A 24,520-nucleotide genomic window follows, 5' to 3' on the forward strand; every position below is an offset into this window, starting at 1 on the left:
TCAGCCCTTCTTTGCACCCTTCGCGGCTTGCTTCTTGCGGATGCGGATCGACCCGCCTTCGCGATGCTCCACCTCGAACGCGCCGGTCTTGCGGACAAGATCGGAGAGCTTGCGCGAGCCGAAGGTGCGCGGATCGAAATCGGAGGACAGGTTGGAAAGCTGGGTGCCCACCGCGCCGAGCGTCACCCAGGCATCCTCCTCGGTTTCGATCTGTTCCATCGCCTTCTCGATCAGCGGAATGGCCTTCGAAAAAGCTTCGCGCTTGGCGCTCACTTCCTTCGTTGCGCCGGTGTCCGGCAACAGGTTCTCGGTGTAGATGAAGCGCCGGCACGCCTGGCGGAAGCTTTCCGGCGTCTTCTTCTCGCCAAAACCGTAGACATCGACCCCCTGTTCGCGAATGCGCGAGGCGAGGCGGGTGAAGTCGCTGTCGGAGGAGACGAGGCAGAAGCCGTCGAAACGGGCGGAATGCAGCAGGTCCATCGCGTCGATCACAAGGGTGATGTCGGACGCGTTTTTGCCCGACGTATAGGCGAATTGCTGCTGCGGCACGATGGCGTGGCTGGCGAGGATCTCGTTCCAGCCCTTCATGCGGTTGCTGGAGAAGTCGCCATAGATGCGCCGCACGCTGGCCTCGCCGATCTTGGCGATCTCCTCGAAAAGTCCATCGGCGATCTTGGCCGAGGTGTTGTCGGCGTCGATCAGGACGGCGAGGCGCGGCGATCGGTCTTCGGCCATTATGAGAATCCCATGTCACAAGTTCGGCCGCATCATAACGATGCGCCCGCCGCTGTCGATGCGCGCCGGCAAGACTGGCAACACTGCCCGCAAGAAAAGGCGTCCGACCGCGCGGCGACGTCAATCGCCGCGCTTCATCTTCTTGTCCTTCATCATGCGCTTCACCATCTTGCCGAACTGCTTGTCGCGCGCGCGACGTTCGGAGAGGCTCGCCGAATTGTGGGCGTCCTCGGCAAGCAGCTTCTTCCAGCGCCGCACGCGGTCCGGATCGAGCGTACCCTCGGCCACGGGCTTTTCGACCGCGCAACCCGGTTCCCCGTCATGGCCGCAATCGCGGAAGCGGCACTGTTGCGCCAGCTCCGCGACATCGGAGAACACGTCGTCGATACCGGCATGCACATCGGTCAATTGCAGTTCGCGCATGCCCGGCGTGTCGAGCAGCCACCCGCCCGAGGGCAGGCGGTGCAGCATCCGTCCGGTGGTCGTGTGGCGGCCCTTGGCGTCATCCTCGCGGATGCCCGCCGTGGCGATGTTCTGCGCGCCGATCAGCGTGTTGACCAGCGTCGACTTGCCGACGCCGGACGAACCGACAAGCGCGATCGTTTCGCCGCGCCCGCACCATGCGGTCAGGCGGTCGGCGCTTGCCGGGTCGCGCGCATCGACGGTCTCGACACACAAAGCCGGCATCAGGCGTGCGGCATCGCGTTCGAAGTCCTCCGGCGTGTCGGTGAGGTCGGCCTTTGTGAGCACGATCACCGGCGTCACGCCCGCATCCTGCGCCAGCGCCAGATAGCGTTCCAGTCGGGCGACGTTGAAATCCTGGTTGCAGGACGTGACGATGAACAGCGTGTCGATATTCGCCGCGATCAGCTGCATGTGCCGTCCCGTACCGGCCGCGCGGCGCTTGAACAGGCTTTTTCTGTCCAGGATGCGGTCGATGTGCATGGTGTCCGGGTCGATCAGCAGCCAGTCGCCGACGGTCGCGCGGTCTTCCTCATCCTCTGCGAAGAAGGGCGGGATGGTGGTTTCGGCATGCATGCCGGTGATTTCCAGCGCATTGCGATGCACTGCGGTGACGCGCACCGGTTGAAATGTGTCGAAGTCGGAGGTTTCGAGTTGCGAAGTGAAGAAGGATTTCCAGCCGAAATCGGCCAGTTCGGAAAGATTGATGGTCATTGATCCAGCACCGGTAGCGGCTGTCGTCCCGGTTTCGGGCGCAGCCGGATAAATACGCCAATCGCGCCGCGAGCCGGGGGCTTGCGAGCGATCGGAAGTTCAGCCGATGGCGGGGCAGGCGGACATTATCGGGCCGCGCGACAGGCGTCGCATCGACCGGTCCGAATGCTTATCCGTGCTTCCGCCCGGCTTTCCGGGGTGCCAGCACAATCATCAACGACCTTTCTCTCGGTAGCGAACAGTCTGAAGCGGCGGCCGGTCCGCATCCGGTCGCGCAACACCAATATAGGCCTTCGCGCGCAAACCGCCAGCATGCCGGCGTTGTTGACCGTGACGAGTGACGGCCTGTGGCAAAAGCGCATCACGGGACAGTCCGGCGTTTCCTTCTGTAGCGAATCGCAGATAAGCTCCGCACCGTGTTTCGCGGATTGGAGCGTCAGGGCCGTGGCTGATATCCCCGTATCGGAATTCGAGGCCCGTCTCGGCAGGATACAGGCGTCCATGCGGGTCGCGGGGCTCGACGCGCTGTTCTTCAACACCGAGGCGGAAATCCGCTATTTCACCGGCTTTCGAACGCTGTTCTGGCAAAGCCCGACGCGGCCCTGGTTTCTCGTCGTGCCGTCTTCGGGCCGGCCGGTGGCGGTGATCCCCGAGATCGGCGCGGCGCTGATGCGCGGATGTTTCGTCGGCGAGGTGCGGACATGGTCGTCGCCGCACCCGGATGATGACGGGATATCGCTGATCGCCGACGCGCTGCGCCCCTATGCGCGCATTGGCATGCCGATGGGGCGCGAAACGGCGTTGCGCATGCCGTTGAGCGCATTCCAGACATTGCGCGAGACGCTCTATGGCAGCCAGTTCGTCGACGCGACCGCCATTGTCCGGCGGCAGCGCATGGTGAAGTCGGAGGCCGAGATCGCCGCGATCGCCGACATATGCGACGTCGCATCGAGAGCATTCGCCGCCGCGCCGTCGCTGTTCCGGCAGGGCCAGACGCTTGCCGATGCATTCCGCGCCTTCAAGATAAAGCTCCTCACGGAAGGGGCCGAGGACGTTCCCTATCTCGTCGGCGGCGCCGGACAGGGCGGTTATGCCGACGTCATCTCGCCGCCATCCGACCAACCCCTCGAGAACGGCGACATCCTGATGCTCGACACGGGCGCGACGCTTGGCGGCTATTTCTGCGATTTCGACCGGAATTTCGCCATCGGCAAGGCTTCGGACCAGAGCCGGCGCGCGCATGAGACACTCCATCGCGCCACCGAGGCGGCGCTGGCCATCGCACGGCCCGGACGGACCTGCCGCGACTTGTTCGAAGCCATGGCGGGCGTGATCGGCGAGGGCGGTGGCGATGTCGGGCGGTACGGCCATGGCCTCGGGATGCAATTGACCGAACCGCCATCGCTCGTCGCATTCGACAACACGGTGCTGGAGCCCGGCATGGTATTAACGCTGGAGCCGGGCATGGGCCTGGGGAAAGGCCGGATCATGGTCACGGAGGAAAACATCGTCATTCGCGATGGTCCGCCGCAGTTGCTCTCGCAACGCGCGACACCTGATCTGCCGGTTATCGGAGGCTGACACCCATGAAGCTGGATTACGAACTGGATGACGGGAACTCGGCGCGCGCCGGCTTCGGCGTGATCGTCCTGCAATCGGACGAGACGCTGGAAAACGAGTTCGCACCGCTGTTTAGCGGCGACGGGATCGGGCTGCACCATTCTCGCATCCCTTTCGCCGATGCGGTGACACCGGAAACCCTGCACGAGATGCATGAAAACCTGCCGAGGTCCGCGTCGCTGTTCCCCTCGGAAGGGTCGCTCGACGTGATCGGCTATGCCTGCACCTCGGGGACGACGATGATCGGTATCGACGCGGTCGAGAAGGCAGTGCAATCGGCGCAGCCGCGTTCCCGGGTGACGAACCCGGTCAGCGGGCTGCTCGCCGCCTGCGAGCATCTTGGCGTGCGCCGGATCGGCTTCTTGACGCCTTACATGCCGGCGGTTTCGGAGGCGATGCAGGCGCTGCTGGTTTCGCACGGGCTTGAGATCGGCGCGTTCGGGTCGTTCGAGCAGGAAAGCGACCGCGCAGTGGCGCGCATCGCGCCTGCATCCGTGCTCGACGCCATGTGCAGTGTCGGCGGCGGAGACGTGGACGCGGTGTTCGCATCCTGCACCAATCTGCGGACCTTCTCGGTAATCGAGGAGGCCGAACGTCGGCTGAACAGGCCGGTGATCACGTCCAACCAGGCGCTCGCCTGGCACATGCTGTGCCTTGCCGGGCTGGACGGAGAGGTGGCGGGGCCGGGCAGGCTGTTTCAGCCATCCTGATCTCGCTGGGGTTTTCCGCGATTGCCGGTGCCGAAGGTGTAGCCGGTCTCGACGGCCTTTGAACCGTATCTGGCGCGCACCTTGTCCATCGCGGCTTCGGCCTTCGCGCGGCGCGTGGCATCCGTGTCGACGAGGTCGGACGGATCGGCCATCGCGTCATGCGCGAGATCGGCGACACCGATGCCGAGAAGCCGGAACTTCGTGCCGTCGAGTTCCTTTTCCAAGAGTGGCGCGGCAACGCGGAAGATGCGGTCGGCGAGGCGCGTGCGGTCCGGCAATTGCCGGTTGCGCGTGCGGGTCCTGAATTCCCTGTCCTTGAGCTTCAGCGTCACCGTGCGTCCAGCGAGATCGGCCGCCTTCAGCCGCTCCGACACTTTCTCCGACAGCGCGCGCAGCACGGGAAGCAGATCGGAGGCGGACGCATAATCCTCGTTGAAGGTGGTCTCCGCCGAGATGCTCTTCGCCTCGTGCTCGACATGAACCGTTCGGTCGTCCTGCCCGCGCGACAGGTGGAAGAGACGCCGGCCCATGACGCCGTAGCGCTTCATCAACACGGTCTCGTCCATCGTCTGCAACTGGCCGATGGTGCGGATGCCGTCCTTTTCGAGCGTCGCGGCGAAGGCCTTCCCGACGCCCCAGATCAGCGTTACCTTCTTGTCGCGGAGAAAATCGAGCGCCTCGGCCTGTCCGATGACCGAAAAGCCGCGCGGCTTTTCGAGATCGGAGGCGACCTTGGCGAGGAACTTGCAGTAGGAAAGACCGACCGAGACCGTGATGCCGACCTCCTGTTCCACGCGGCGCGCGAACTTCGCCAGAACCCGTGCGGGACTGTCCTTGTGCAGCCGCTCGGTGCCCGTCAGGTCGAGAAACGCCTCGTCGATGGAGATCGGCTCCACCAAGGGGGTGAGTTCGCGCATCATCTCGCGCACCTGTTTGCCGACCCGGGCGTATTTCTCCATGTCGGGCTTGACGACGACGGCGTCCGGGCAGGCGTCGAGCGCCTTGAACATCGGCATCGCCGACCGGACACCCCGAATGCGCGCGATGTAGCAACAGGTCGAGACCACGCCGCGCCGCCCGCCGCCGACGATGACCGGCTTGTCCAGAAGCTCCGGATTGTCGCGCTTTTCGACGGACGCATAGAAGGCGTCGCAGTCGATATGCGCGATGGACAGGGCGTGCAGTTCCTCGTGGCGTACGATGCGCGGACTGCCGCAGGAAACACAGCGCCGCCCGCCGCCCGGGAGAGGCGTGAGACAATCGCGGCAAAAACCGCCGCCGGTCGAATTGACAGAGGTGCTCATCGATGTGAACATACCATGAACAAATTGGGCGCGATAACGCTTTGAGAATCTATCACCAAGCCGGGGGGCCGTCATGGCAAAGTTGGAGATCGCCGCGCTGACGCCGGATCGCTGGGCCGATTTCGAGGATCTGTTCGGCAAGCAGGGGGCCTGTTACGGCTGCTGGTGCACCTATTTCCGGCTCGCGCCGAAGCAGCGCAAGGCGAATTCCGCCGTCGACAACAAAGAGCATATGCGGGCGCGAATCGTTAACGGCCCGCCGCCCGGCCTGATCGGTTATCGTGACGGTGTCGCCGTATCCTGGATGCAGATCGGACCGCGCGGAGACGTGCCGCAATTCAACAATGACAGACGGGTCTCGGCGCCTTTGCCCGACGCGCCGGCGGAGGATGGCGCGGCCTGGGTGATCTCCTGTTTCTTCACGCGCTCTGCGATGCGCGGGCAGGGGCTTTCGCACGCGATGGTCGCTGCAGGCATCGAGCATGCCCGCGAGAACGGCGCACGGGTGCTCGAAGCCTGCCCCATCGACGCGGCGAAGCATGCGAAATCGGTCGGGTTGTTTGTCGGATCGACGCGAGTCTTCGAACAGGCGGGTTTCAAGCAGGTCGCGTTGCGCAAGGAGGGGCGGCCACTGATGCGGCTTGCGCTGTAGGAAAATTCAGTGACCGCGCGCGGCGAGATAATCGGCGATCGCCTTCGCCGCCGACGGCCAGTCATCCACATTCGTCACGCCTTCGGGCATAGGCGGCAGGTGCGGCGCGAGGGCCTTGTAGGCCATGAGATGCAGCCCGAGCGCACCGGGCACGGCCGAAAGCACGCTGAGATGGTTCGACGGCAGATCGTCGATGAAGGCGACCGGCCTGTCGGGACGATCGCCGGTCAGAGCGGCAACCGCATCGCCCTTGGCATCCTCGGTGGCGATCATCGGATGAGAGAAACCGTGCAGATCAAGAAGGGCACGGCGGCGCGCGTGATGGCGCGGCGGCATCGCCGTCAGGAACACGATGTCGGCGTCATGCGTCCGCTCGATCTCCGCAAGCGTTTCGAGCGCCCCGTCGACCGGTTTCTGCCATGCGTCGTGGACATCGAAGAAGCCATCGAGAAAGGAAGATACCGCTTCGTTTTCAACAGGCTGTCCCGTTTCTTTCATGTAAACGTTTCCCTTCAGGCGAAAGGACGTCGTTCGCAATTCGTGGCCTTGGCTTTCAAGAAACGCCATGAAGGGCGCGACGAATTCCAGGACAACCTCGTCGATGTCGCAGACGATCAGCGGACGGTCGGACCGGGCCAGCGCCGCGATGCGTTCGCGTTCGGCGGGCGTCATATCGAGAACCATTCCTCGCCGGGATTGCCGAGAAGGGTTTCTCGCGCCCGCTGGACGATTTCCGGGTCGGTCTCAGTCTCGTTGCAGAACGCCATAAGGCTGGGCTCATGCGCCAGAAGGAAGTCGAGCACGCCGGCGAGGAAACCCGGTTCGGACGCCGCCTGGCGAACCTGCCCGGCTTCGATGCCGGTCAGGGTAAGGAACCGGTCGAGCATTTTTTCGTCGGCGGCAATCCATGAAAGGGCGCTGACCGCCACTGCTTCCGAGGTCGTGTCTCCGTTGTCCTCGCTCATGTTTCGCTTCCGTTCGCTTTTTCTCAAGGGAATCGGGTTATAGCTGTGGAAGAAGGCAAAAACGACACCGTATTCGAGCGGGAACGGGCTCCGGCGGGGTCGACTGGGGATTGATATGACAAAGACGGTCATGATCGTCGAGGACAACGAGCTCAACATGAAGCTCTTCCGCGACCTCATCGAAGCCAGTGGCTACGAAACCGTGCGCACGCGCAACGGGCTTGAAGCGCTCGATCTGGCGCGCGCGCATCGCCCGGACCTGATCCTGATGGACATCCAGTTGCCCGAGGTGTCGGGCCTCGATGTGACACGCTGGCTCAAGGAAGACGACGACCTGCACGCGATCCCGGTGATCGCCGTCACCGCCTTCGCCATGAAGGGCGACGAGGAACGGATCCGGCAGGGCGGATGTGAAGGCTACATATCAAAACCGATTTCGGTTCCTAAATTTATTGAAACCATTAAGTCGTATCTTGGCGACGCTTGAAACCCTGAAACAGGATCGCGTCCCATGACAGCGCGCATACTGGTAGTCGATGACATCGAGGCGAACCGCGATCTGCTCGAGACGCGGCTGACCGCCGAATATTTCAATGTCATCACCGCGCGCGACGGCCATGACGCGCTGGCGATCTGTTCCGAGACCTCGGTCGATCTCGTGCTGCTCGACATCATGATGCCGGGCATCGACGGCTTCGAGGTCTGCGAGCGCCTGAAGGCCAACGCCGCCACGTGCCATATCCCCGTCGTCATCGTCACCGCGCTGGACGAGATGGCCGACCGCCTGCGCGGACTGCAGGCAGGCGCGGACGATTTCCTGACCAAGCCGGTCAACGAGATGCAGCTTCTCGCGCGTGTGCGGAGCTTGCTGCGACTGAAGATGCTGACCGACGAATTGCGTCTACGCGCAGTCACGGCGCGCGATATCGGGCTGGAAAACCTGCTCGACAATACGAATGGCGAGGGCGGCAAGAAGCCGAAGATTCTCGTCGTCGACGAGCGGGAGACCTCCGCCGAGAAATTCGTCAAGCCGTTGCGCGGCGCGTTTGAGATCGTTCATGCGCCGGACCCCAACGCGGCTGTCTTCACGGCGGCCGAAGGCGATTTCGACACGGTGTTCGTGGCCGCGAAATTCTCCGATTTCGACGCCCTTCGAATCTGCTCGCAAATACGGTCGCTCGACAGGACGCGCTTCGTGCCGATCATCCTTGTCGCCGAAGCCGACGACGACGATCTGATCAAGCGGGCGCTGGAACTGGGCGTAAACGACTACATCGTGCGCCCGGTGGACTCCAACGAACTGATCGCGCGCCTGCGCACGCAAGTGAAGCGCAAGCGCTATCATGACGGCCTGCGCGACAATGTTGCCGCGTCGATCGAACTGGCCGTCACGGACGGGCTGACCGGTCTGCACAACCGGCGCTATCTCGACACGCATCTGGAAACGCTGGTGGCGCGCGCGCTCAACCGCGGCAAGGAACTGTCGCTGCTGATCACCGACATCGACCGGTTCAAGGACGTCAACGACACGCACGGCCACGATGCCGGCGACGACGTGCTGCGCGAGTTCGCGCGGCGGCTGCGGATCAATGTGCGGGGCATGGACCTCGCATGCCGCTATGGCGGCGAGGAATTCGTCATCGTCATGCCAGACACCGCGCCGCATGTCGCGGCCGAAGTGGCGGAGCGCCTGCGCGCGCAAATCGAATCGGAGGGGTTCTCGATCGAGAACGGCGCGCATTCCATCGACGTGACCGTCAGCGTCGGGGTGACCAGCCTGATCCAGTCCGAGGCCGAGAACGCCAAGGCGCTGCTGAAGCGGGCCGACGAAGCGCTCTATGAAGCCAAGACCAATGGCCGCAACCAGGTGGTCTCCAGAGCGGCTTAGCAATCTTCAGACAACAAAAAACCGCCGGTCTTTCGAACGGCGGTTCAAAATGCGCGGATGCGCGAAGCCTTACTTGATCTTGGCTTCCTTGAACTCGACATGCTTCTTGGCAATCGGGTCATATTTGGTCTTCACCATCTTCTCGGTGAAGGTACGGCTGTTCTTCTTCGTGACGTAGAAGAAGCCGGTGTCCGCGGTGGACAGCAATTTGATTTTGATCGTCGTGGCCTTTGCCATGGTCCTGTACCTGTCATTTCAAGAGAACGTGCCGGAAACGGGCCACAGAAGACCGTCGGCGAATTTGCGCGGAAACTACGGATTGCCGGCCAAAAGTCAAGCCGTCATTCGAGCGTCTGCACGAAGCGGCGATGTTCGGCGCGTATGAAGGGAACCGGCATGTCCCGCGACAGCTCGGGATCGGCGCGCAAACGGTCTTCGAGAATGCCGAGGATCGTCCGCGTGATATCCGCCATGAGGACAGTCGCCATGTCGGAAAGGGCGATCCAGCGCACTTCCTCCAGTTCTTCCGCCGGATTGGCGATCAGTTCGGAGGGATTTGTGACGTGGTCGGCGTCCGCAACGAAGAACCGCGTATCGAAGCGGCGCACGCGGCCGGGTGGCGTGATGGCGCGCGCGAGGAAGCGGATCGCGGCGAGATCGGGCAGGACGCCGCTTTGCGCGAAGGGCCGCCAGGACGCATGCCCAGTCTTGCCCCGCGCCTGACCATTCCGGCCGATCAGAAGTCCGGTCTCTTCCTGGGTTTCGCGAATCGCGGCCATGGCGAGCGCCTCGGCGCGGCGCAGGCTGCCGCGCGCGCCCATGCCGGAGACAAGACGCCGCGCATCCGATTCATGCAGCGAACCCGTTCGCGGCGCGGTCAGGTCGGCGCGCTCCGTTCGCCCGCCCGGAAAGACGAACATGCCGGGCATGAAAGCGAGTTTGTCGCTGCGCCGGCCCATCAGGATATCGGTGGAGCCGCCGGACTTCCGCAGCAGGATCAGTGTCGCGGCATCGCGCGGACGCACGTGAGGCGCAGGGCCGTAGGGCTTCAATTCCGCCGTGCGTTTCATCGTGCGCCGGTCAGTCGTCCTGCTCGGGATGGGTCTCCGGCATGTCGTCCTCGCCACCGAAACCATGCATGTAATTGGCCCACTGGAAGCCGATCACCGCGCCTTTCAGCGGCTGCATGAGAACGACCGACATGGCGATCATGATCGGAACCCAGATCGCCAGATGCACCCAGCCGGACCAGCCGGTCAGGGCCTCGGCCAACGTAAAGCCGCCGACGCCGACATGGCCGACGATGAAGATGTTCAGATAGGCCGGAAAATCGTCGGCGCGCTGGTGGCTCAAATTCTCGTGGCAGAACGAGCATGTCTCGACCGGCTTGACGAAAGACGCAAAGAGCTTGCCTTCGCCGCAATTCGGGCAGCGCCCGGCAAAACCGCGCTTCATCGCCGGAACCACCGGGCGTTTCGGGTGTGTCGCCTCGTCGCCGCCCTGGAAAATCATCGTATCGGTCATCGCTTGCGTCCTGCTCCCTGCCGACCCTTGCCACGCGCCGGTTTGCCGCGTTTCGCGGTTCGCGCACCTTTGCGCGCCTTATGAAACGATTTGCCGGACAAGCCAAGCTTGCGCGGCTCGCTGACCATTTCGAAGCGCATGGAGCCTGCCAGCGGCAGCACCTCCGCGATCTTGATCGTCACCGGGTCTCCGAGCCGGTAGCCAAGGCCCGTCCGCTCACCGACCATGGCGTGCGCGGCTTCGTCGTGATGGAAGTAGTCATCACCGAGAGTCGAAGCGGGAACAAAGCCATCCGCGCCATAGGCCGGCAGCGAAACGAAGATGCCGGAGGAGGCCATGCCCGCCACGCGGCCCTCGAATTCCTGTCCGATATTGTCGGCCAGATGGAGCGCGATCAGCCGGTCGACAGTATCGCGTTCGGCGTTGACCGCGCGACGTTCTGCCGCGGAAATCACCCCGGCGATCTCGCGCAACTGGTCGAGCGTGACGTCCGGGAGGCCGTCCTTGCCGTCGCCGAGATCGAGCGCGCGGATCAGCGCGCGGTGGACGATCAGGTCGGCATAGCGGCGGATCGGCGAGGTGAAATGCGCATAGCGCAGGAGATTGAGGCCGAAATGGCCGTAATTCTCCGGCGCATATTCGGCCTGCGCCTGGCTGCGCAGGATGACCTCGTTGACCAGGGCGGCGTGATCGGTGTCCTTCACGCGGTCGAGAATGAGGTTGAAGGCCGACGGGCGAAGCTGTGCGCCGCGCGCCAGCGGAATCTCGATCGTCTTGAGGAATTCGCGAAGCGCTTCCTCCTTGGCCATGGAGGGCTGGTCGTGGACGCGGTAGACCAGCAGCTGCTGCTTGCCTTCCAGCGTCTCCGCCGCCGCGACATTGGCCTGGATCATGCACTCCTCGATCAGCTTGTGGGCATCGAGGCGGGACGGCACGACGATCTTGTCGACGAGGCCCTCCTTGTTGAGCACGATCTTGCGTTCCGGCAGGTCGAGTTCGAGCGGGCCGCGCGCATGGCGTCCTTTGAGGAGGCAATGATAGGCGTTCCACAGCGGCTTCAGCACCGGTTCGAGCAGCGGCCCGGACTTGTCGTCCGGCGCGCCGTCTATCGCGGCCTGCGCCTGGTCGTAGGAGAGCTTCGCCGCCGAACGCATGATGATGCGGTGGAACGTGTGGCCGCGCTTGCGGCCATCCGCGCCGAAGACCATCCGCACGGCGAGGGCGGGGCGGTCCTCGCCTTCGCGCAGCGAGCACAGATCGTTGGAGATGCGCTCGGGCAGCATCGGCACGACGCGATCGGGAAAATAGACCGAATTGCCGCGCTGCAGCGCCTCGCGGTCCATCGCCGATCCGGGCCGCACGTAGGAGGCGACGTCGGCGATGGCGACGGTGAGGATGTGTCCGCCCGGATTGGCGACATCCGGATCCGGCTCGGCATGCACCGCGTCGTCATGGTCCTTGGCGTCGGGCGGGTCGATGGTGACCAGCGGCAGTTTGCGCCAGTCCTCGCGCTTGCCGCCGGCCTTGACGGGCTTCGCCGCTTCGGCTTCCGCCAGGACGGCCTCCGGAAAGACATGCGGTATGGCGTTGGCGTGGATGGCGATCATCGAAACCGCCTTCTCGGAGGCGAACGAGCCGACGCGTTGCGTCACGGTGGCGCGCTGCAGCCCGTAGCGGCCGGCGCGCGTCACCTCGACCTCGACGAGGTCGCCGGGGCTCGCGCCGCCGAGTTGCTCCTTGTCGATGAGCAGTTCGGATTGTTTCCGATCGACGGGTTCGAGCCGGTAGTCGCCATCGTCCGTACGGCGGACAACGCCGAGGATCGCCGCGCGGCGCTTTTCCAGTTTCTTGATGACGCGTGCGGTGTGGACGCCGTCCTCGCCCTGCGGCGGGGAGATGCGGGCGAGAACCCGGTCGCCGACGCCGGCGGCGGGCTGGCGCTGTTTGGCGTTGCGCGGCGCGCGGATGGCGATCAGGGGCGGGGAGCCCTGTTCGGCCTCATCCCATTCGAGCGGCCGCGCCAGAAGCCCGCCGTCGCGGTCGCGTCCGGTGACGGTGAGAACCATGACCTGCGGCAGCGTGCCCGCGGTAACGAGTCGCTTGCCGCGGCGCTGGAAGACGCCTTCTTCCTCCAGTTCCCTGAAGAGATGCTTCAGGGCGACCCTGTCGTCGCCCTTGAGGTTGAAAGCCTTGGCCACATCGCGTTTCGTCGCCCTGTCCGGATTGTCCCGAATGAAGGACACGACATCGTCGCGCGTGGGAAGATGCGCGGTGCGCTCTTTCGGCTGCGGCTTGGGATCGCCCTTGCGCCTAGCCATTTTCGCCGGATGCGGCGGCTTTCGCCTTTGCCGGAGCCTTTTTCTTCGTGGCGGTCTTCTTGGTCGATGCCTTCTTTGTCGACGCCTTCTTGGCTGCAGGCTTCTTCGCCTTGCCGCCGCCGAGCTTCTTGCCGGATTTCTCGGCCTTTTCGGTCAGCAGCTTGACGGCGTCTTCAAGCGTCACCGACATCGGCTCGGTGTTCTTGGGAAGCGTCGCGTTGATCTTGCCATGATTGACATAGGGGCCGTAGCGGCCGTCACGGACGGTGATCGGCCCGCCGATTTCGGGAAATTCGCCCAGTTCCTTGAGCGCCGCCGGGGCGGAACGGCCGCGGCCCGGACCCTTGGCGACTTTCTCCGCAAGGACGGTGACCGCGCGGTTGAGGCCGATGGAGAACACATCCTCGATCGATTCCAGGTTGGCGTAGGTGCCGTCATGCAGCACGAACGGCCCGTAACGGCCGAGCCCCGCCGAGATCATCTTGCCCGATTCCGGGTGCTGGCCGACATCGCGGGGCAGGTTGACCAGCGCGAGCGCCTTCTCGTGGTCGATGTCCTCGACCTTCCAGCCCTTCGGCACGCTTGTGCGCTTGGCTTCCTTGCCGTCGCCGCGCTGGACATAGGGACCGAAGCGGCCGGACCGCAGCGTGATCTCGTCGCCGGTATAGGGATCGGTGCCGAGCACCTTCGGTCCATCGGCGAGAGCGGCTTCGTCTCCCGTCGGGCCTTCCTCGCCAAGCTGGCGGGTAAAGTTGCATTCCGGATAGTTGGAGCAACCGACGAAGGAGCCGTATTTGCCGAGCTTCAGCGACAGGTTGCCCGTGCCGCATTTCGGGCAGATGCGCGGATCCGAGCCGTCCTCGCGCGCCGGGAAGACAAGCGGCTCGAGCTGCTCGTTGAGCGCGTCGAGCACGTCGGTGATGCGCAGTTCCTTGGTTTCCTCCACATGGGCGGAGAATTCTTTCCAGAAGTCGCGCAGGACGTCTTTCCAGTTCAGCCGGCCCGCCGAAATCTCGTCGAGCTTCTCCTCCAGCGAGGCCGTGAAGTCGTACTCGACGTAACGCTCGAAGAAATCCTGCAAGAATGCCGTGACCAGGCGGCCCTTGGCTTCGGGGATGAGTTTCTTGCCGTCCAGCTTGACGTATTCGCGGTCGCGCAGCGTCGTCAGCGTCGCCGAATAGGTCGACGGGCGGCCGATGCCGAGTTCTTCCATCTTCTTGATGAGAGACGCTTCGGAATAGCGCGGCGGCGGCTCGGTGAAGTGCTGTGTCGCCTCGATCTTCTCGCGCGACGGCTTCTCGCCGGTGCGCATCTCGGGCAGGCGGTTTGAATCGTCCTCGTCATCCGAGTCCGTCTTCATGTCGTCGCGGTGTTCGGTATAGGCGGCAAGGAAGCCGTCGAACTTCACGACCGAGCCGGTGGCGCGGAGCGTCGCGCGCTTGCCGCCGTCCTCGGCGACGATTTCGACGGTGGTGCGCTCCAGTTCGGCCGAAGCCATCTGGCTGGCGATGCCGCGCTTCCAGATCAGGTCGTAGAGCTTCAACTGGTCGCCATCGAGCGATCCGCGCACCGAAGCCGGCGTGCGCATGAAGTCGGTCGGGCGGATCGCCTCGTGGGCTTCCTGCGCGTTCTTGGCCTTGGTGGAATAGTGGCGCGGCTGGTCCGGCACGTATTTGGCGCCGAACTCCTTGCCGATCGCGTCGCGCGAGGCGGTGATCGCCTCGGGCGCCATCTGCACGCCGTCGGTACGCATATAAGTGATCAGGCCGACGGTCTCGCCGCCGACATCGATGCCCTCGTAAAGGCGCTGCGCCACCTGCATGGTGCGGGCCGGCGCGAAACCGAGCTTGGCGGAGGCCGCCTGCTGCAGCGTCGAGGTGGTGAAGGGCGGGGCGGGGTTGCGCTTCTGCGGCTTGGCTTCCAGCGAGTCGACCGTGAACGCGGCCGATTCCAGCATCGCCTTGATGGTGCCGGCATGGTCGCCATCGGCGATGTCCATCTTGGTGATGCGCTTGCCGTCGAAACCGGTCAGCCTTGCGACGAAATCCTGGCCGCCTTCCGTCTTCAGATGCGCGGCGATCTGCCAGTATTCCTCCGGCTTGAAACGCTCGATCTCGCCTTCGCGGTCGCAGACGAGGCGCAGCGCGACCGACTGAACGCGGCCGGCGGAGCGTGCGCCCGGAAGCTTGCGCCAGAGCACCGGCGAAAGGGTGAAGCCGACGAGATAGTCGAGTGCGCGGCGCGCCAGATAGGCGTCGACCAGCGGCGTGTCGATGTCGCGCGGATTCGCCATCGCCTCGGTGACGGCCTTCTTGGTGATCGCATTGAAGACGACGCGGCGGACCGGTTTGTCCTTGATCGCCTTCTTCTTGTTGAGAACTTCCAGCACGTGCCAGGAAATTGCCTCGCCCTCGCGATCGGGGTCGGTTGCGAGGATCAGCGTGTCCGCCGATTTCATCGCCGTGGCGATATCGTTCAGCCGCTTGTTCGACGCCGTATCGACGCTCCACGACATCGCGAAATCCTCGTCGGGCCGCACCGATCCGTCCTTGGCTGGCAGGTCACGCACATGGCCGAAAGAAGCCAGAACCGTGTATCCGGACCCCAGATATTTGTTGATTGTTTTGGCCTTGGCGGGCGATTCTACGACGACAACATCCATGACGATCGGGAGCTTACCATAAGTAAATTGCGGCCGATCAAGTGTCGGCAATGGTCCCGGACATGGCTGTCCGGCGCGCTTTGGTCAAGAGGGCAGGCGCCGAATTGACATCTCGCGCAGGAATTACACTAAAAGGTTGTGTGTGCATGCATTGCAATCAAAAATGGCAATGCTATTGTGACACAACGCTTCCGAAACGCCCGTTTGCCCGGGCGCATTTGGATGGTGCGGCCGGGATTCGCAAAGGGGAGAACAGGGTGGGAGATATCCGCCGGGAGGACCGGGAACGTCTTGAATATGTCGGCGCCATGCTCGGCGAATTGCGGCGGATGACGGATGCCGAGCGCTATCCCATGCTAACCTTTCTCATCGAGATGGCGAGCCTCGAGGCGAACGAGATCACCGGCAAGGAAAACCGTTCAGGACGCGGCGGGAGCGATCGAGACGCGGTTGCCTGAATGGCGCTCGATCCGGCCGGCGAGGTCGAGTTCGAGCACGGCGAGGAAGACCTTGGACGGTGCGATGCCCGTATGCGCTATGATCTCGTCGATCTCGACCGGCGAGGGACCGAGAAGCTCAAGGATCGCCTCGCGCTGATCATCGCCCGGAGGCAGTGACATTGTGTGTTCCGGCTCGAAAAGGCTGTGCTGAACCGGTGGCGGCGGGACCATGCCGCCATCGAGCGGTGCAAGGCCCGAAATCACATCTTCGGCGGCGGTCGTGACGATGGCACCGTTTTTCAACAGCATGTTGGTTCCCTGGGCGCGCGGATCGAGCGGTGAGCCCGGAACGGCGAAGACGAGGCGTCCGAGTTCGTTGGCGAGCCGTGCGGTGATGAGCGATCCCGAGCGCATCGCCGCCTCGACGACGACGAGGCCCAGCGACAGGGCCGCGATGATGCGATTGCGGCGCGGGAAATCGCGGGCGCGGGGCTCCCAGCCGAAGGGCATGTCCGTGATCGATGCGCCGGCACCTGACTCGATGGACGCGAGAAGAGCTTCGTTTTCGGGCGGATAGGGTTGGTCGATGCCACCCGCCAGTACCGCGACAGTCCCTGTTTTAAGCGATGCCTCGTGCGCGGCGCGGTCGATGCCGCGCGCCAGACCCGAAATCACGGCATATCCGGCAGCACCCAGATCGCGCCCGAGAGACTGTGTCATGCGGATGCCGCTCAACGAGGCGTTGCGCGCGCCGACTATGCCGACGCCGTTGCGCCGGAAGACGTCCGCGTCGCCCTTGATCGTCACAAGAGGCGGCGCGTTTTCGGTCAGGCGCAGCATCGGCGGATAGTCGGGCTCTCCGAAACCGACGATGCGCGCGCCATGTCGCTCGACAGCCTCCAGTTCGGCTTCGGCTTCGCCATGCCCGAGGATGCGCACGGATTTCAGATTGCCGCCGCGCCGGGAGAGGTCGGGCAGCATTTCGAGCGCCAGTTCGGCCGAGCCGCAATGGGCGATCAGGTCGCGGAAGGTGGCGGGGCCGACATGCGACGAGCGGTAGAGACGCAGCCAGGCGGTGCGCTGCCGGTCGGAAAGGACGAAGCGGACCGGCTTGCCTGCCTGTGTGTCCGCCCCGGCCATCGGTTCAGCCCTTGTTGCCGATCTTGCTCTCCTCGCCGGCAAGCAGGCGGGAGATGTTCTGGCGGTGTTTCCAGAAGACCAGCGCCGTCAGCGCCACATAGAGGAAGCCGATGGAGGTGAGGCCGACGAAGAACACCGCGATGGTGGTCACGACGCTGGCGGTCAGCGCCGCAAGCGAGGAATAGCGAAAGATTACCGCCATCGCGATCCATGTCACGGCGAAGGGGAGCAGGACATGCCAGGAAAAGCCGAGCGAAATGCCCGCGAAGGTCGCGACGCCCTTGCCGCCCCTGAACTTCAGCCAGACCGGATAGAGATGGCCGAGAAACGCGCCGAGACCGGCGAGAATCGCGGCCTCCGTTCCCAGGAAGTGCCTGGCCATCATGACCGGGACCATGCCCTTGAGCGCATCGAGCAGTAGCGTCAGCGCCGCAAGGCCCTTGTTGCCGGTCCTCAGGACATTGGTCGCGCCGATATTGCCGGAGCCGATGGAGCGGATGTCGCCCAGTCCGGCCATTTGCGTCAGGATCAGGCCGAAGGGCACTGAACCGGACAGGTAGCCGATGACGAATGCGAGCGTCAGTGCGACCGGCGATGCGGCGGCCAGATCCAAGATGCGTCCCTCCCGAAACCCGTGTCGATGATGCTTTATGCGCTGTAAACGCGGTTTCCCGCAACCACCGTCTCGGTGACGCGGCCCGAGAAGCGGGCGCCGTCGAAGGCGGTGTTCTTGGAGCGGGAATGCAGCGCTTCGGCGTCGAGCACCCAGGGCATGTCGAGATCGACAATCGCGAAATCGGCCGCTGCGCCGGGCGCCAGCGTGCCGGCTTCGATGCCGATCAGTTTCGCAGGCGCGGTCGACATCGCCTCGATCAGGCGCGACAGGGAGACGTCGCCATTGTGGACGAGCCGCAGCCCGGCCGACAGCATCGTCTCGACCCCGACAGCGCCGTCTGCCGATTCCGAGAAGGGCAGGCGCTTGGTATCGACGTCCTGGGGGTCGTGCGAGGAGACGATGACATCGATCGTGCCGTCCTTCAGCGCCTCGACCATCGCCCGCCGGTCGTCCTCGTGGCGCAGCGGCGGCGACAGCTTGAAGAAGGTGCGGTACTCGCCGATATCGGTCTCGTTGAGCGACAGGTGATTGATGGAAACGCCGGCGGAGACGGCCAGGCCCCTGTCGCGGGCGGCGCGGATCACGTCGGCCGACATGGCGGTGGAAATCTTCGCCGCGTGGTAATTCGCGCCGGTCAGGGCCGCGAGGCGCAGATCGCGTTCGAGCGGCAGGAGTTCAGCCTCGCGCGGGATGCCGGAAAAGCCGAGCCAGCTGGCAAACAGCCCCTCGTTCATCACGCCGCCGTCGGACAGGTTGGCGTCCTGCGTCTCATGCGCGATCACCGCGCCGAAATCCCTCGCGTAGCGCATGGCGTTGCGCATCACGGCGGCGTTGGCGATGGTCTGGCGGCCGTCGGTGAACATCACCGCGCCGGCATCGAGCAGGATTCCGATCTCGGTCATCTCGGAGCCCTTGAGGCCCTTGGTGATCGCCGCAGCCGGGAATATCCGCGTCTTGGCGGTCTCGCGGGCGGTGCGCAGGACGAACTCCACCAGCGCCACGTCGTCTATCACCGGATCGGTATCCGGCATCATGACCAGCGACGTCACGCCGCCCGCCGCGGCCGCAGCACTCGCCGAGGCGATGGTCTCGCGGTGTTCGCCGCCCGGTTCGCCGATGAAGACGCGGGTGTCGACGAGGCCGGGGACGATGGTCAGCCCGGTGCAGTCGCGCACATCGGCGCCTTCGGGCGCGCCCTGGTTGAGCGCGCGGGCGCCGGCCGCGGCGATCTTGCCATCGACGACGAAGAGTGTGCCGATCTCGTCCACGCCGCGCGACGGGTCGACGATGCGCGCATTGCGGTAGACGGCGGTGCCTGAATAGGGGCTCTGCATCAGTCGGCCTCGTTCTTGCGCGCGTCGAGCAGTGCCTCGATGATCGCCATGCGCACGGCGACGCCCATCTCGACCTGTTCCTCGATGACGCTTTGCGGGCCGTCGGCGATTTCGGAGGCGATTTCCACGCCACGGTTCATCGGGCCGGGATGCATCACCAGCGCATCTGGCTTCGCCAGCGCCAGCTTGGCGGCGTCGAGGCCGTAGTGGCGGAAATATTCGCGCACCGACGGCACGAGCGCCTGCGCCATGCGCTCTCGCTGCAGCCTGAGCATCATGACGACGTCTGCATCCTTCAGCCCGTCCTTCATAGAGGTGAAGACCTCGGCGCCCATCTGCTCGATCGCCGCCGGCATCAGTGTCGACGGGCCGACGACGCGCACGCGAGCGCCCATCGTGTTCAGGAGGATGATGTTGGAGCGCGCCACGCGCGAATGCAGGATGTCGCCGCAGATCGCCACGGTCAGCCCGCCGATGCTTCCCTTGGCGCGACGGATCGTCAACGCGTCGAGCAGGGCCTGCGTCGGATGCTCATGCGCTCCATCGCCGGCATTGATCACCGAACAGCCGACCTTGCGCGCCAGAAGCGCCGCCGCGCCGGCCGCCGCGTGGCGGATGATCAGGATATCGGGCCGCATCGCGTTGAGCGTCATCGCCGTGTCGATCAGCGTCTCGCCCTTCTTCACGGAAGACGACGCGACCGACATGTTCATCACGTCCGCGCCGAGCCGCTTGCCGGCCAGTTCGAACGAGGCCTGGGTCCGCGTCGATGCCTCGAAGAACAGGTTGATCTGCGTGCGCCCGCGCAGGACGGATTTCTTCTTCTCGCGCTGGCGCGAGACATCGACATCCGTGTCGGCGCGGTCGAGCAGAGTTTCGATATCGGGATAGGAAAGGCCCGCAATGCCAAGCAGATGGCGATGGGGAAAGATAGGAAAGGCGGGTTCTGCGCTCATTTGCCCCTGCTCTAGGGGCATTCCGCCCCGCCCGCAAGCCGCCATTTCCGGCCTGTGCCGATAGTCCACAATGTCAGGCCACTTTCGCCGCATGCGACGATATTCATTAGGCTTGGCTTAATCCGTTTCCCGCATTCTGATCCGTTCACGACTGATGCGCGGAAATCGAATGAACGACGCCGACACACGGGCCTATTGGTGGCCCTATCTCGCAATCCTGCTCGCCACCGTCGTGCTGGGCGCGGTGTTCTACGATCTCGACGCGTTCGAAGCTCTGCATGAATTCACGCGACAGCACGAGGACTGGGAGCTCGATGAACTCATCCCGCTTGCACTCGCATCGATCTTCGGACTGATCGCCGCGCTGATCGTTCGCTCGGGCCAGTTGCGGGCTCAGATCAACCGACGCAAGCGGCTGGAGGCGGAAGCGAACGCGCTGGCGCGCCATGATGCGTTGACCGGCCTCCCGAACCGCCGCTTTTTCGGTGAAAGGGCCAAGGCGATGGTCTCCGAGGCGGTGAAATCCGGCGGGAAGGTCGCGATGTTCGCTATCGATCTCGACCGCTTCAAGCCAATCAACGACATCTACGGCCACGCCGCCGGAGATCATGTCCTGCAGATCGTCGCCGACCGAATCACGGCGGAGTTGCCGGCCGGCGCGCTGGCGAGCCGTATGGGTGGAGACGAATTCGCGGTGTTCCTCGAAATCGACGACGATCCGCACCGGGTCGAGCGTATCGCGCGGCGGATTACCGGTCGGATCGGCGAACCGATGGAGATCGACAGCCGGTCGTTTTCTGTCACGGCCAGCATCGGGATCGCGATTTATCCGTCCGACGGCAACGAAGTGCACCAGCTTCATACGCGTGCCGATATCGCGATGTATGCCGCGAAATCGGCGGGCCGCGACAGCTTCGCCTATTTCGAACCCTCCCTCGGTGAAAAGCATCGAAAGCGTTACGAACTGGAGCGCGAACTGGCCGGCGCGATCGCCGAAGGCCAGATCGTGCCCTACCTCCAGCCGGTCTTCGATCTCAAGTCAGGCGCGATGAAGGGATTTGAAATCCTGTCGCGCTGGAACCACCCGACACGGGGCGTCCTGCTGCCGGAAGAGTTCATTCCGCTCGCCGAGGATTCGGGCCAGATCGTCACGCTTTCGGACTGCGTCCTTCGGCAAGCCTGCGAAGCTGTTGCGGGCTGGGTGCCGCCGCTCAGCTATTCATTCAATATCTCGCCGCTGCAGTTCCGCGAGCCGCGGCTCGTCGAGCGGATCGTCGAGATCCTCGAGCAAACCGGCATGCGCAGCGGTTCGCTTGAAGTCGAGATTACCGAAACCGTCTTCATCGATGACGCCGAGCGGGCGAAGTCGATCATCAACGAGCTGCGCGCGAACGGAATTTCCGTTGCGCTCGATGATTTCGGCAAGGGGTATTCAAGCCTTTCGCTGCTGAGCCAACTCGATATCGACAAGCTGAAGATCGATTCCAGCTTCATCGCGGGGTGCAGCCTCGGCGGGCGCAACGAGAAGATCGTCAATTCGGTCATACAGCTGGGGCTGAGCCTTGGGCTCGAAACCACCGCGGAAGGCGTTGATTCGACGGAGGACGCGTCGTGGCTCGCAGAGCGGGGCTGCGCGCTTGCCCAGGGTTTCCACTATTCCGAGCCGATGCCGGTTCTCTCCGCACTGAATTTCTTCGAGCGAAATGCGGGCAAGATCGCGGCGGGCGAGCCGGTCGCGGTCGAGACCGTATCCGGTTCGAAAACCTGACCTCTTCGCCATTGGCCTGGCATCGCATTTCGGAAACCCGTCTGCGATACAAGGTCGCTTGACTCAGCACATCATGTCTTTCCTGTTACGATGGATCGACGCACAGCCGAACCAGGACTATTCCGTGACCGCGACACATTCCGTCATCAACCAGACCCCGCTGCTCGCCGGCAACGCGTTTCGCGACGATCCGCTGCTGTTGCAGACCGCTTCCGGATATCCGGAGGCGCAATTGCGCGAATGGCAGCAGATCGGGGCCTATGTGCGCTCCGCCGAAGCGCAGGATCTCGCCCGGCTGGCGAACACCGAAACGCCGCGGCTGAAAACGCATGACCGTTATGGCCACCGCATCGACCGGGTCGAGTTTCACCCGTCCTACCACGCGCTGATGCGCCGTTCGGCGGGCTGGGGCCTGACCGGTTCGGTCTGGGAGGCGAAGGCCCAGGGCGCGCCGCCCGGCCACGTCGCCCGCGCGGTCTCCTTCTACATGGTCTCGGGACTGGAAACGGGGCATCTGTGTCCGATCACAATGTCCAGCGCGTCCGTCGCGGCGCTGATGGCGACGCCGGACCTCGCACGCGGATGGGCGCCGGGAATCGCGTCGCGCAAATACGATTCGTCGAACAAGCCACCCGCCCAGAAGGCCGGACTGACCATCGGCATGGGCATGACCGAGAAACAGGGCGGCACCGATGTTCGCGCCAATACGACCGAGGCGATCCCGGAGGGCAAGGGGCTTTACCGTCTGACCGGGCACAAATGGTTCATGTCGGCGCCGGCGAGCGACGGCTTCCTCGTCCTCGCGCAGGCGCCGCGCGGCCTGAGCTGTTTCCTGCTGCCGCGCATCCTCCCGAATGGCGAGGCGAACGCGATCCGATTCATGCGCCTCAAGGACAAGCTCGGAAACCGCTCCAACGCGTCGTCAGAGGTGGAATTCGAGGCCGCTCTTGCGAATCTCGTTGGCGAGGAGGGCGAGGGCGTTCGCACGATCCTCGAAATGGTGACGCTGACGAGGCTCGATTGTGCCGTCGCGTCCGCCGGTCTCATGCGGGCCTCGCTTTCCGAGGCCGTCCACCACGCACGCCATCGCCACGTGACCGGAGACGTTCTCTCGGACAAGCCGCTGATGGTCCGCGTTCTCGCCGACATGGCGATCGATACGGCCGCGGCCACCGCATTGTCGATGCGGCTTGCCCATGCGTTCGACCATGCGCGCACCGACGCGTTCGAGGCGGCCTATGCCCGCGCCATGACGCCGGTCGTGAAATACTGGGTCTGCAAGGTCGCGCCGGCGATGATCGGCGAGGCGATGGAGTGCATGGGCGGCAATGGCTACACGGAGGATTTCCCGCTCGCGCGCCACTATCGCGAGGCCCCGGTCAACTCGATCTGGGAGGGATCCGGCAACGTCATGGCGCTCGACCTGTTGCGCGTATTGCGCCAGACGCCGGAAGTCTATGATGCGATTCTCGACGACATGGCCCGCCATCTCGGCCGCCGCGCGGCCGGCACGCTCGACGTGCTGAATGCCGCGCTCGATCTGGCGCGCACAGACGAGGGATCGATCCGTATCGTGGTCGAGCAGCTTGCGCTCGCGGCTGCCGCCGCCGAACTCTACCGAATTGGCGCGGGACGGCTGGCGGACGCGTTCTGCGAAACACGACTGGCAGGCCAATGGCGGTCCAGCTACGGCATGCTCGACAGCCGTTTCGATGCCGCCAACCTGCTTGAAGCGCTCTATCCGCCGGACAATTGAGCCGTAACCGCGAGGACGAGCGGGATCGTGACGAACGAGACCGCCGTCTGGACAGTGACGATGGCGGCATAGAGTTGTGCGTCGCCGCCCATCTGCCGGGCAATCACGTAGCCGTTCATCGCCGTCGGGACCGCTGCGCACAGCGCGAGATATGAGATCTGCGTCTCGTCGAGGCCGAGCGCGAAGGCTACCGCGATCACGATGGCCGGATAGAGCAGGAGCTTCAGCGTGATCGCCAGCCAGACGGTCGCGTTCGGCCGTAGCGCGTCGCGCGGATGCAGGCCGGCGCCGATGGCGAGCAGCCCCATGCCGAGCGCCGCCCGGGCGAGAAGATCAAGCATCTCGAGCGCCGTTTCCGGAAGCGAGAAGGGCAGGGCGCGCATGACGATCGCGGCGCCCGCGGCGAGAATGAGCGGATTGACCGCAATTCTGCGCAGGACCCCGAGAAGGTTCGCATCACGATTCGTGAACCAGGCGATGACGGCCACCGATCCGACATTGATGGGGATGATCATCACCGCCATGACCAGTGCGACCATGGCCGCGCCTTCGGCGGGGAACATCTTTTCCGCCACCGCGAAGGCCAGAAAACCGTTCCAGCGCATCACCGACTGGAAGACGCTGGAAAAGGATGCGCCGCTCATGGACATCCGGTCGCGAAGCAGGGGCCAGAGGGCGAGCGTGCCGATCGCGATCGACGAGCTTGCCACGCCGAGTGCGATGGCGATCGAATCGAGGCTGAGCGTCGAGAAATCCGCGCGCAGAATCGTCACGAAAAGGAGCGTCGGGTAGAGGACGTAGAAGCCCATCATGTCCAGTCCGCGCCAGAAGTCGGGCGTGAACAGGGTCAGTCGCCGCAACGCCTGTCCGAACAGAATCAGCAGGAAAATCGGCAGAATGGCGGTGAAAACGGGGATCATTCGGGAGGAGTCCGGACGGTGGAACCCCTCTCTTGC

23 protein-coding genes are annotated in these 24,520 nt (G+C 64.3%); 8 read left to right on the top strand and 15 right to left on the bottom strand.

The window, feature by feature from the left end:
* Entirely contained in the window at positions 1 to 738 is a 738-nt protein-coding gene (locus LC343_RS18105; protein WP_223478759.1) for an NYN domain-containing protein, read from the bottom strand.
* 117 nt (positions 739 to 855) lie between these two features.
* Positions 856 to 1,911, bottom strand: coding sequence for a ribosome small subunit-dependent GTPase A (gene rsgA / locus LC343_RS18110; RefSeq protein WP_223478578.1), 1,056 nt, complete (start codon positions 1,909 to 1,911; stop codon positions 856 to 858).
* Between the two features lie 444 nt (positions 1,912 to 2,355).
* Between rsgA and LC343_RS18115 the strand changes: the two genes are divergently transcribed.
* Positions 2,356 to 3,492 carry a M24 family metallopeptidase gene (locus LC343_RS18115; protein ID WP_223478579.1) on the top strand — a complete coding sequence of 379 codons (1,137 nt, stop codon included), beginning with the start codon at positions 2,356 to 2,358 and terminating at the stop codon, positions 3,490 to 3,492.
* Between the two features lie 5 nt (positions 3,493 to 3,497).
* Positions 3,498 to 4,241 carry a maleate cis-trans isomerase family protein gene (locus LC343_RS18120; RefSeq protein ID WP_223478580.1) on the top strand — a complete coding sequence of 248 codons (744 nt, stop codon included), beginning with the start codon at positions 3,498 to 3,500 and terminating at the stop codon, positions 4,239 to 4,241.
* On the opposite strand, the gene LC343_RS18125 is transcribed toward LC343_RS18120, so the two are convergent.
* Positions 4,229 to 5,557, bottom strand: coding sequence for a DNA polymerase IV (locus tag LC343_RS18125; protein ID WP_428982605.1), 1,329 nt, complete (start codon positions 5,555 to 5,557; stop codon positions 4,229 to 4,231). The genes LC343_RS18120 and LC343_RS18125 overlap by 13 nt on opposite strands.
* 61 nt (positions 5,558 to 5,618) lie before the next feature.
* Between LC343_RS18125 and LC343_RS18130 the strand changes: the two genes are divergently transcribed.
* Positions 5,619 to 6,197: a GNAT family N-acetyltransferase gene (locus LC343_RS18130; RefSeq protein ID WP_223478582.1), complete on the top strand. Its 579-nt coding sequence runs from the start codon at positions 5,619 to 5,621 to the stop codon at positions 6,195 to 6,197.
* Between the two features lie 6 nt (positions 6,198 to 6,203).
* Here the strand turns inward: LC343_RS18130 and LC343_RS18135 are convergent, their stop codons facing one another.
* The gene (locus LC343_RS18135; protein ID WP_223478583.1) at positions 6,204 to 6,869 is read right to left on the bottom strand and encodes a hypothetical protein; all 666 of its coding nucleotides are present in this window, start codon (positions 6,867 to 6,869) and stop codon (positions 6,204 to 6,206) included.
* Positions 6,866 to 7,162, bottom strand: a complete 297-nt coding sequence (locus tag LC343_RS18140; protein WP_223478584.1) for a DUF3572 domain-containing protein — start codon at positions 7,160 to 7,162, stop codon at positions 6,866 to 6,868. Before LC343_RS18140 ends, LC343_RS18135 begins: the two co-directional genes overlap by 4 nt.
* 130 nt (positions 7,163 to 7,292) lie before the next feature.
* On the opposite strand from LC343_RS18140, the gene LC343_RS18145 reads away from it, so the two are divergent.
* Positions 7,293 to 7,649, top strand: a complete 357-nt coding sequence (locus tag LC343_RS18145; RefSeq protein ID WP_274384997.1) for a response regulator — start codon at positions 7,293 to 7,295, stop codon at positions 7,647 to 7,649.
* A gap of 24 nt (positions 7,650 to 7,673) precedes the next feature.
* Positions 7,674 to 9,050, top strand: a complete 1,377-nt coding sequence (locus LC343_RS18150; protein ID WP_223478586.1) for a PleD family two-component system response regulator — start codon at positions 7,674 to 7,676, stop codon at positions 9,048 to 9,050.
* Positions 9,051 to 9,119: 69 nt separating this feature from the next.
* On the opposite strand, the gene rpmG is transcribed toward LC343_RS18150, so the two are convergent.
* The 5 genes from rpmG to topA form a co-directional block, all read right to left on the bottom strand.
* Complete coding sequence (gene rpmG, locus LC343_RS18155) at positions 9,120 to 9,287, bottom strand: 50S ribosomal protein L33 (protein WP_133283963.1); 168 nt, start codon at positions 9,285 to 9,287, stop codon at positions 9,120 to 9,122.
* A gap of 104 nt (positions 9,288 to 9,391) precedes the next feature.
* Positions 9,392 to 10,120, bottom strand: coding sequence for an NUDIX hydrolase (locus LC343_RS18160; RefSeq protein WP_223478587.1), 729 nt, complete (start codon positions 10,118 to 10,120; stop codon positions 9,392 to 9,394).
* Positions 10,121 to 10,130: 10 nt separating this feature from the next.
* On the bottom strand, positions 10,131 to 10,574 hold the full coding sequence (locus LC343_RS18165; protein ID WP_223478588.1) for a DUF983 domain-containing protein: 444 nt from the start codon (positions 10,572 to 10,574) through the stop codon (positions 10,131 to 10,133).
* Positions 10,571 to 12,892 carry a ribonuclease R gene (rnr, locus tag LC343_RS18170; protein ID WP_223478589.1) on the bottom strand — a complete coding sequence of 774 codons (2,322 nt, stop codon included), beginning with the start codon at positions 12,890 to 12,892 and terminating at the stop codon, positions 10,571 to 10,573. The genes LC343_RS18165 and rnr overlap by 4 nt, the downstream gene beginning before the upstream one ends.
* On the bottom strand, positions 12,885 to 15,554 hold the full coding sequence (gene topA / locus LC343_RS18175; RefSeq protein WP_223478590.1) for a type I DNA topoisomerase: 2,670 nt from the start codon (positions 15,552 to 15,554) through the stop codon (positions 12,885 to 12,887). The genes rnr and topA overlap by 8 nt, the downstream gene beginning before the upstream one ends.
* A 257-nt stretch (positions 15,555 to 15,811) precedes the next feature.
* On the opposite strand from topA, the gene LC343_RS18180 reads away from it, so the two are divergent.
* Positions 15,812 to 16,012, top strand: a complete 201-nt coding sequence (locus LC343_RS18180) for a hypothetical protein (RefSeq protein ID WP_223478591.1) — start codon at positions 15,812 to 15,814, stop codon at positions 16,010 to 16,012.
* Here LC343_RS18180 and dprA read toward each other — a convergent pair.
* The 4 genes from dprA to LC343_RS18200 are packed head-to-tail and all read right to left on the bottom strand — an operon-like array spanning position 15,974 to position 20,040.
* Positions 15,974 to 17,134, bottom strand: a complete 1,161-nt coding sequence (dprA, locus tag LC343_RS18185; protein ID WP_223478592.1) for a DNA-processing protein DprA — start codon at positions 17,132 to 17,134, stop codon at positions 15,974 to 15,976. The two genes, LC343_RS18180 and dprA, sit on opposite strands and share 39 nt — an antisense overlap.
* A 4-nt stretch (positions 17,135 to 17,138) precedes the next feature.
* Entirely contained in the window at positions 17,139 to 17,750 is a 612-nt protein-coding gene (gene plsY / locus LC343_RS18190; protein ID WP_428982614.1) for a glycerol-3-phosphate 1-O-acyltransferase PlsY, read from the bottom strand.
* 32 nt (positions 17,751 to 17,782) lie between these two features.
* Positions 17,783 to 19,084 (bottom strand): dihydroorotase, encoded by a 1,302-nt coding sequence (locus LC343_RS18195; protein ID WP_223478594.1) that lies wholly within the window; start codon positions 19,082 to 19,084, stop codon positions 17,783 to 17,785.
* Complete coding sequence (locus LC343_RS18200; protein ID WP_223478595.1) at positions 19,084 to 20,040, bottom strand: aspartate carbamoyltransferase catalytic subunit; 957 nt, start codon at positions 20,038 to 20,040, stop codon at positions 19,084 to 19,086. Before LC343_RS18200 ends, LC343_RS18195 begins: the two co-directional genes overlap by 1 nt.
* A gap of 169 nt (positions 20,041 to 20,209) precedes the next feature.
* On the opposite strand from LC343_RS18200, the gene LC343_RS18205 reads away from it, so the two are divergent.
* Positions 20,210 to 21,808, top strand: a complete 1,599-nt coding sequence (locus LC343_RS18205; protein WP_223478596.1) for a putative bifunctional diguanylate cyclase/phosphodiesterase — start codon at positions 20,210 to 20,212, stop codon at positions 21,806 to 21,808.
* A 73-nt stretch (positions 21,809 to 21,881) separates the two neighbouring features.
* Positions 21,882 to 23,564, top strand: coding sequence for an acyl-CoA dehydrogenase family protein (locus LC343_RS18210; RefSeq protein WP_223478597.1), 1,683 nt, complete (start codon positions 21,882 to 21,884; stop codon positions 23,562 to 23,564).
* On the opposite strand, the gene LC343_RS18215 is transcribed toward LC343_RS18210, so the two are convergent.
* Positions 23,546 to 24,484 carry an AEC family transporter gene (locus LC343_RS18215; RefSeq protein WP_223478598.1) on the bottom strand — a complete coding sequence of 313 codons (939 nt, stop codon included), beginning with the start codon at positions 24,482 to 24,484 and terminating at the stop codon, positions 23,546 to 23,548. The two genes, LC343_RS18210 and LC343_RS18215, sit on opposite strands and share 19 nt — an antisense overlap.
* Positions 24,485 to 24,520 lie beyond the last annotated feature (36 nt).

The sequence above is a fragment of the Oricola indica genome (assembly GCF_019966595.1).
Taxonomy (GTDB): domain Bacteria; phylum Pseudomonadota; class Alphaproteobacteria; order Rhizobiales; family Rhizobiaceae; genus Oricola; species Oricola indica.

Excerpts from the sequence above, each read along its gene's own strand:
- rsgA (WP_223478578.1), bottom strand. The coding sequence starts at position 1,911 with ATGACCATCAATCTTTCCGAACTGGCCGATTTCGGCTGGAAATCCTTC.
- LC343_RS18120 (WP_223478580.1), top strand. The coding sequence starts at position 3,498 with ATGAAGCTGGATTACGAACTGGATGACGGGAACTCGGCGCGCGCCGGC.
- LC343_RS18125 (WP_428982605.1), bottom strand. The coding sequence starts at position 5,557 with ATGTTCACATCGATGAGCACCTCTGTCAATTCGACCGGCGGCGGTTTT.
- LC343_RS18130 (WP_223478582.1), top strand. The coding sequence starts at position 5,619 with ATGGCAAAGTTGGAGATCGCCGCGCTGACGCCGGATCGCTGGGCCGAT.
- LC343_RS18135 (WP_223478583.1), bottom strand. The coding sequence starts at position 6,869 with ATGACGCCCGCCGAACGCGAACGCATCGCGGCGCTGGCCCGGTCCGAC.
- LC343_RS18140 (WP_223478584.1), bottom strand. The coding sequence starts at position 7,162 with ATGAGCGAGGACAACGGAGACACGACCTCGGAAGCAGTGGCGGTCAGC.
- LC343_RS18145 (WP_274384997.1), top strand. The coding sequence starts at position 7,293 with ATGATCGTCGAGGACAACGAGCTCAACATGAAGCTCTTCCGCGACCTC.
- LC343_RS18150 (WP_223478586.1), top strand. The coding sequence starts at position 7,674 with ATGACAGCGCGCATACTGGTAGTCGATGACATCGAGGCGAACCGCGAT.
- rpmG (WP_133283963.1), bottom strand. The coding sequence starts at position 9,287 with ATGGCAAAGGCCACGACGATCAAAATCAAATTGCTGTCCACCGCGGAC.
- LC343_RS18160 (WP_223478587.1), bottom strand. The coding sequence starts at position 10,120 with ATGAAACGCACGGCGGAATTGAAGCCCTACGGCCCTGCGCCTCACGTG.
- LC343_RS18165 (WP_223478588.1), bottom strand. The coding sequence starts at position 10,574 with ATGACCGATACGATGATTTTCCAGGGCGGCGACGAGGCGACACACCCG.
- rnr (WP_223478589.1), bottom strand. The coding sequence starts at position 12,892 with ATGGCTAGGCGCAAGGGCGATCCCAAGCCGCAGCCGAAAGAGCGCACC.
- topA (WP_223478590.1), bottom strand. The coding sequence starts at position 15,554 with ATGGATGTTGTCGTCGTAGAATCGCCCGCCAAGGCCAAAACAATCAAC.
- dprA (WP_223478592.1), bottom strand. The coding sequence starts at position 17,134 with ATGGCCGGGGCGGACACACAGGCAGGCAAGCCGGTCCGCTTCGTCCTT.
- LC343_RS18195 (WP_223478594.1), bottom strand. The coding sequence starts at position 19,084 with ATGCAGAGCCCCTATTCAGGCACCGCCGTCTACCGCAATGCGCGCATC.
- LC343_RS18200 (WP_223478595.1), bottom strand. The coding sequence starts at position 20,040 with ATGAGCGCAGAACCCGCCTTTCCTATCTTTCCCCATCGCCATCTGCTT.
- LC343_RS18205 (WP_223478596.1), top strand. The coding sequence starts at position 20,210 with ATGAACGACGCCGACACACGGGCCTATTGGTGGCCCTATCTCGCAATC.
- LC343_RS18210 (WP_223478597.1), top strand. The coding sequence starts at position 21,882 with ATGTCTTTCCTGTTACGATGGATCGACGCACAGCCGAACCAGGACTAT.
- LC343_RS18215 (WP_223478598.1), bottom strand. The coding sequence starts at position 24,484 with ATGATCCCCGTTTTCACCGCCATTCTGCCGATTTTCCTGCTGATTCTG.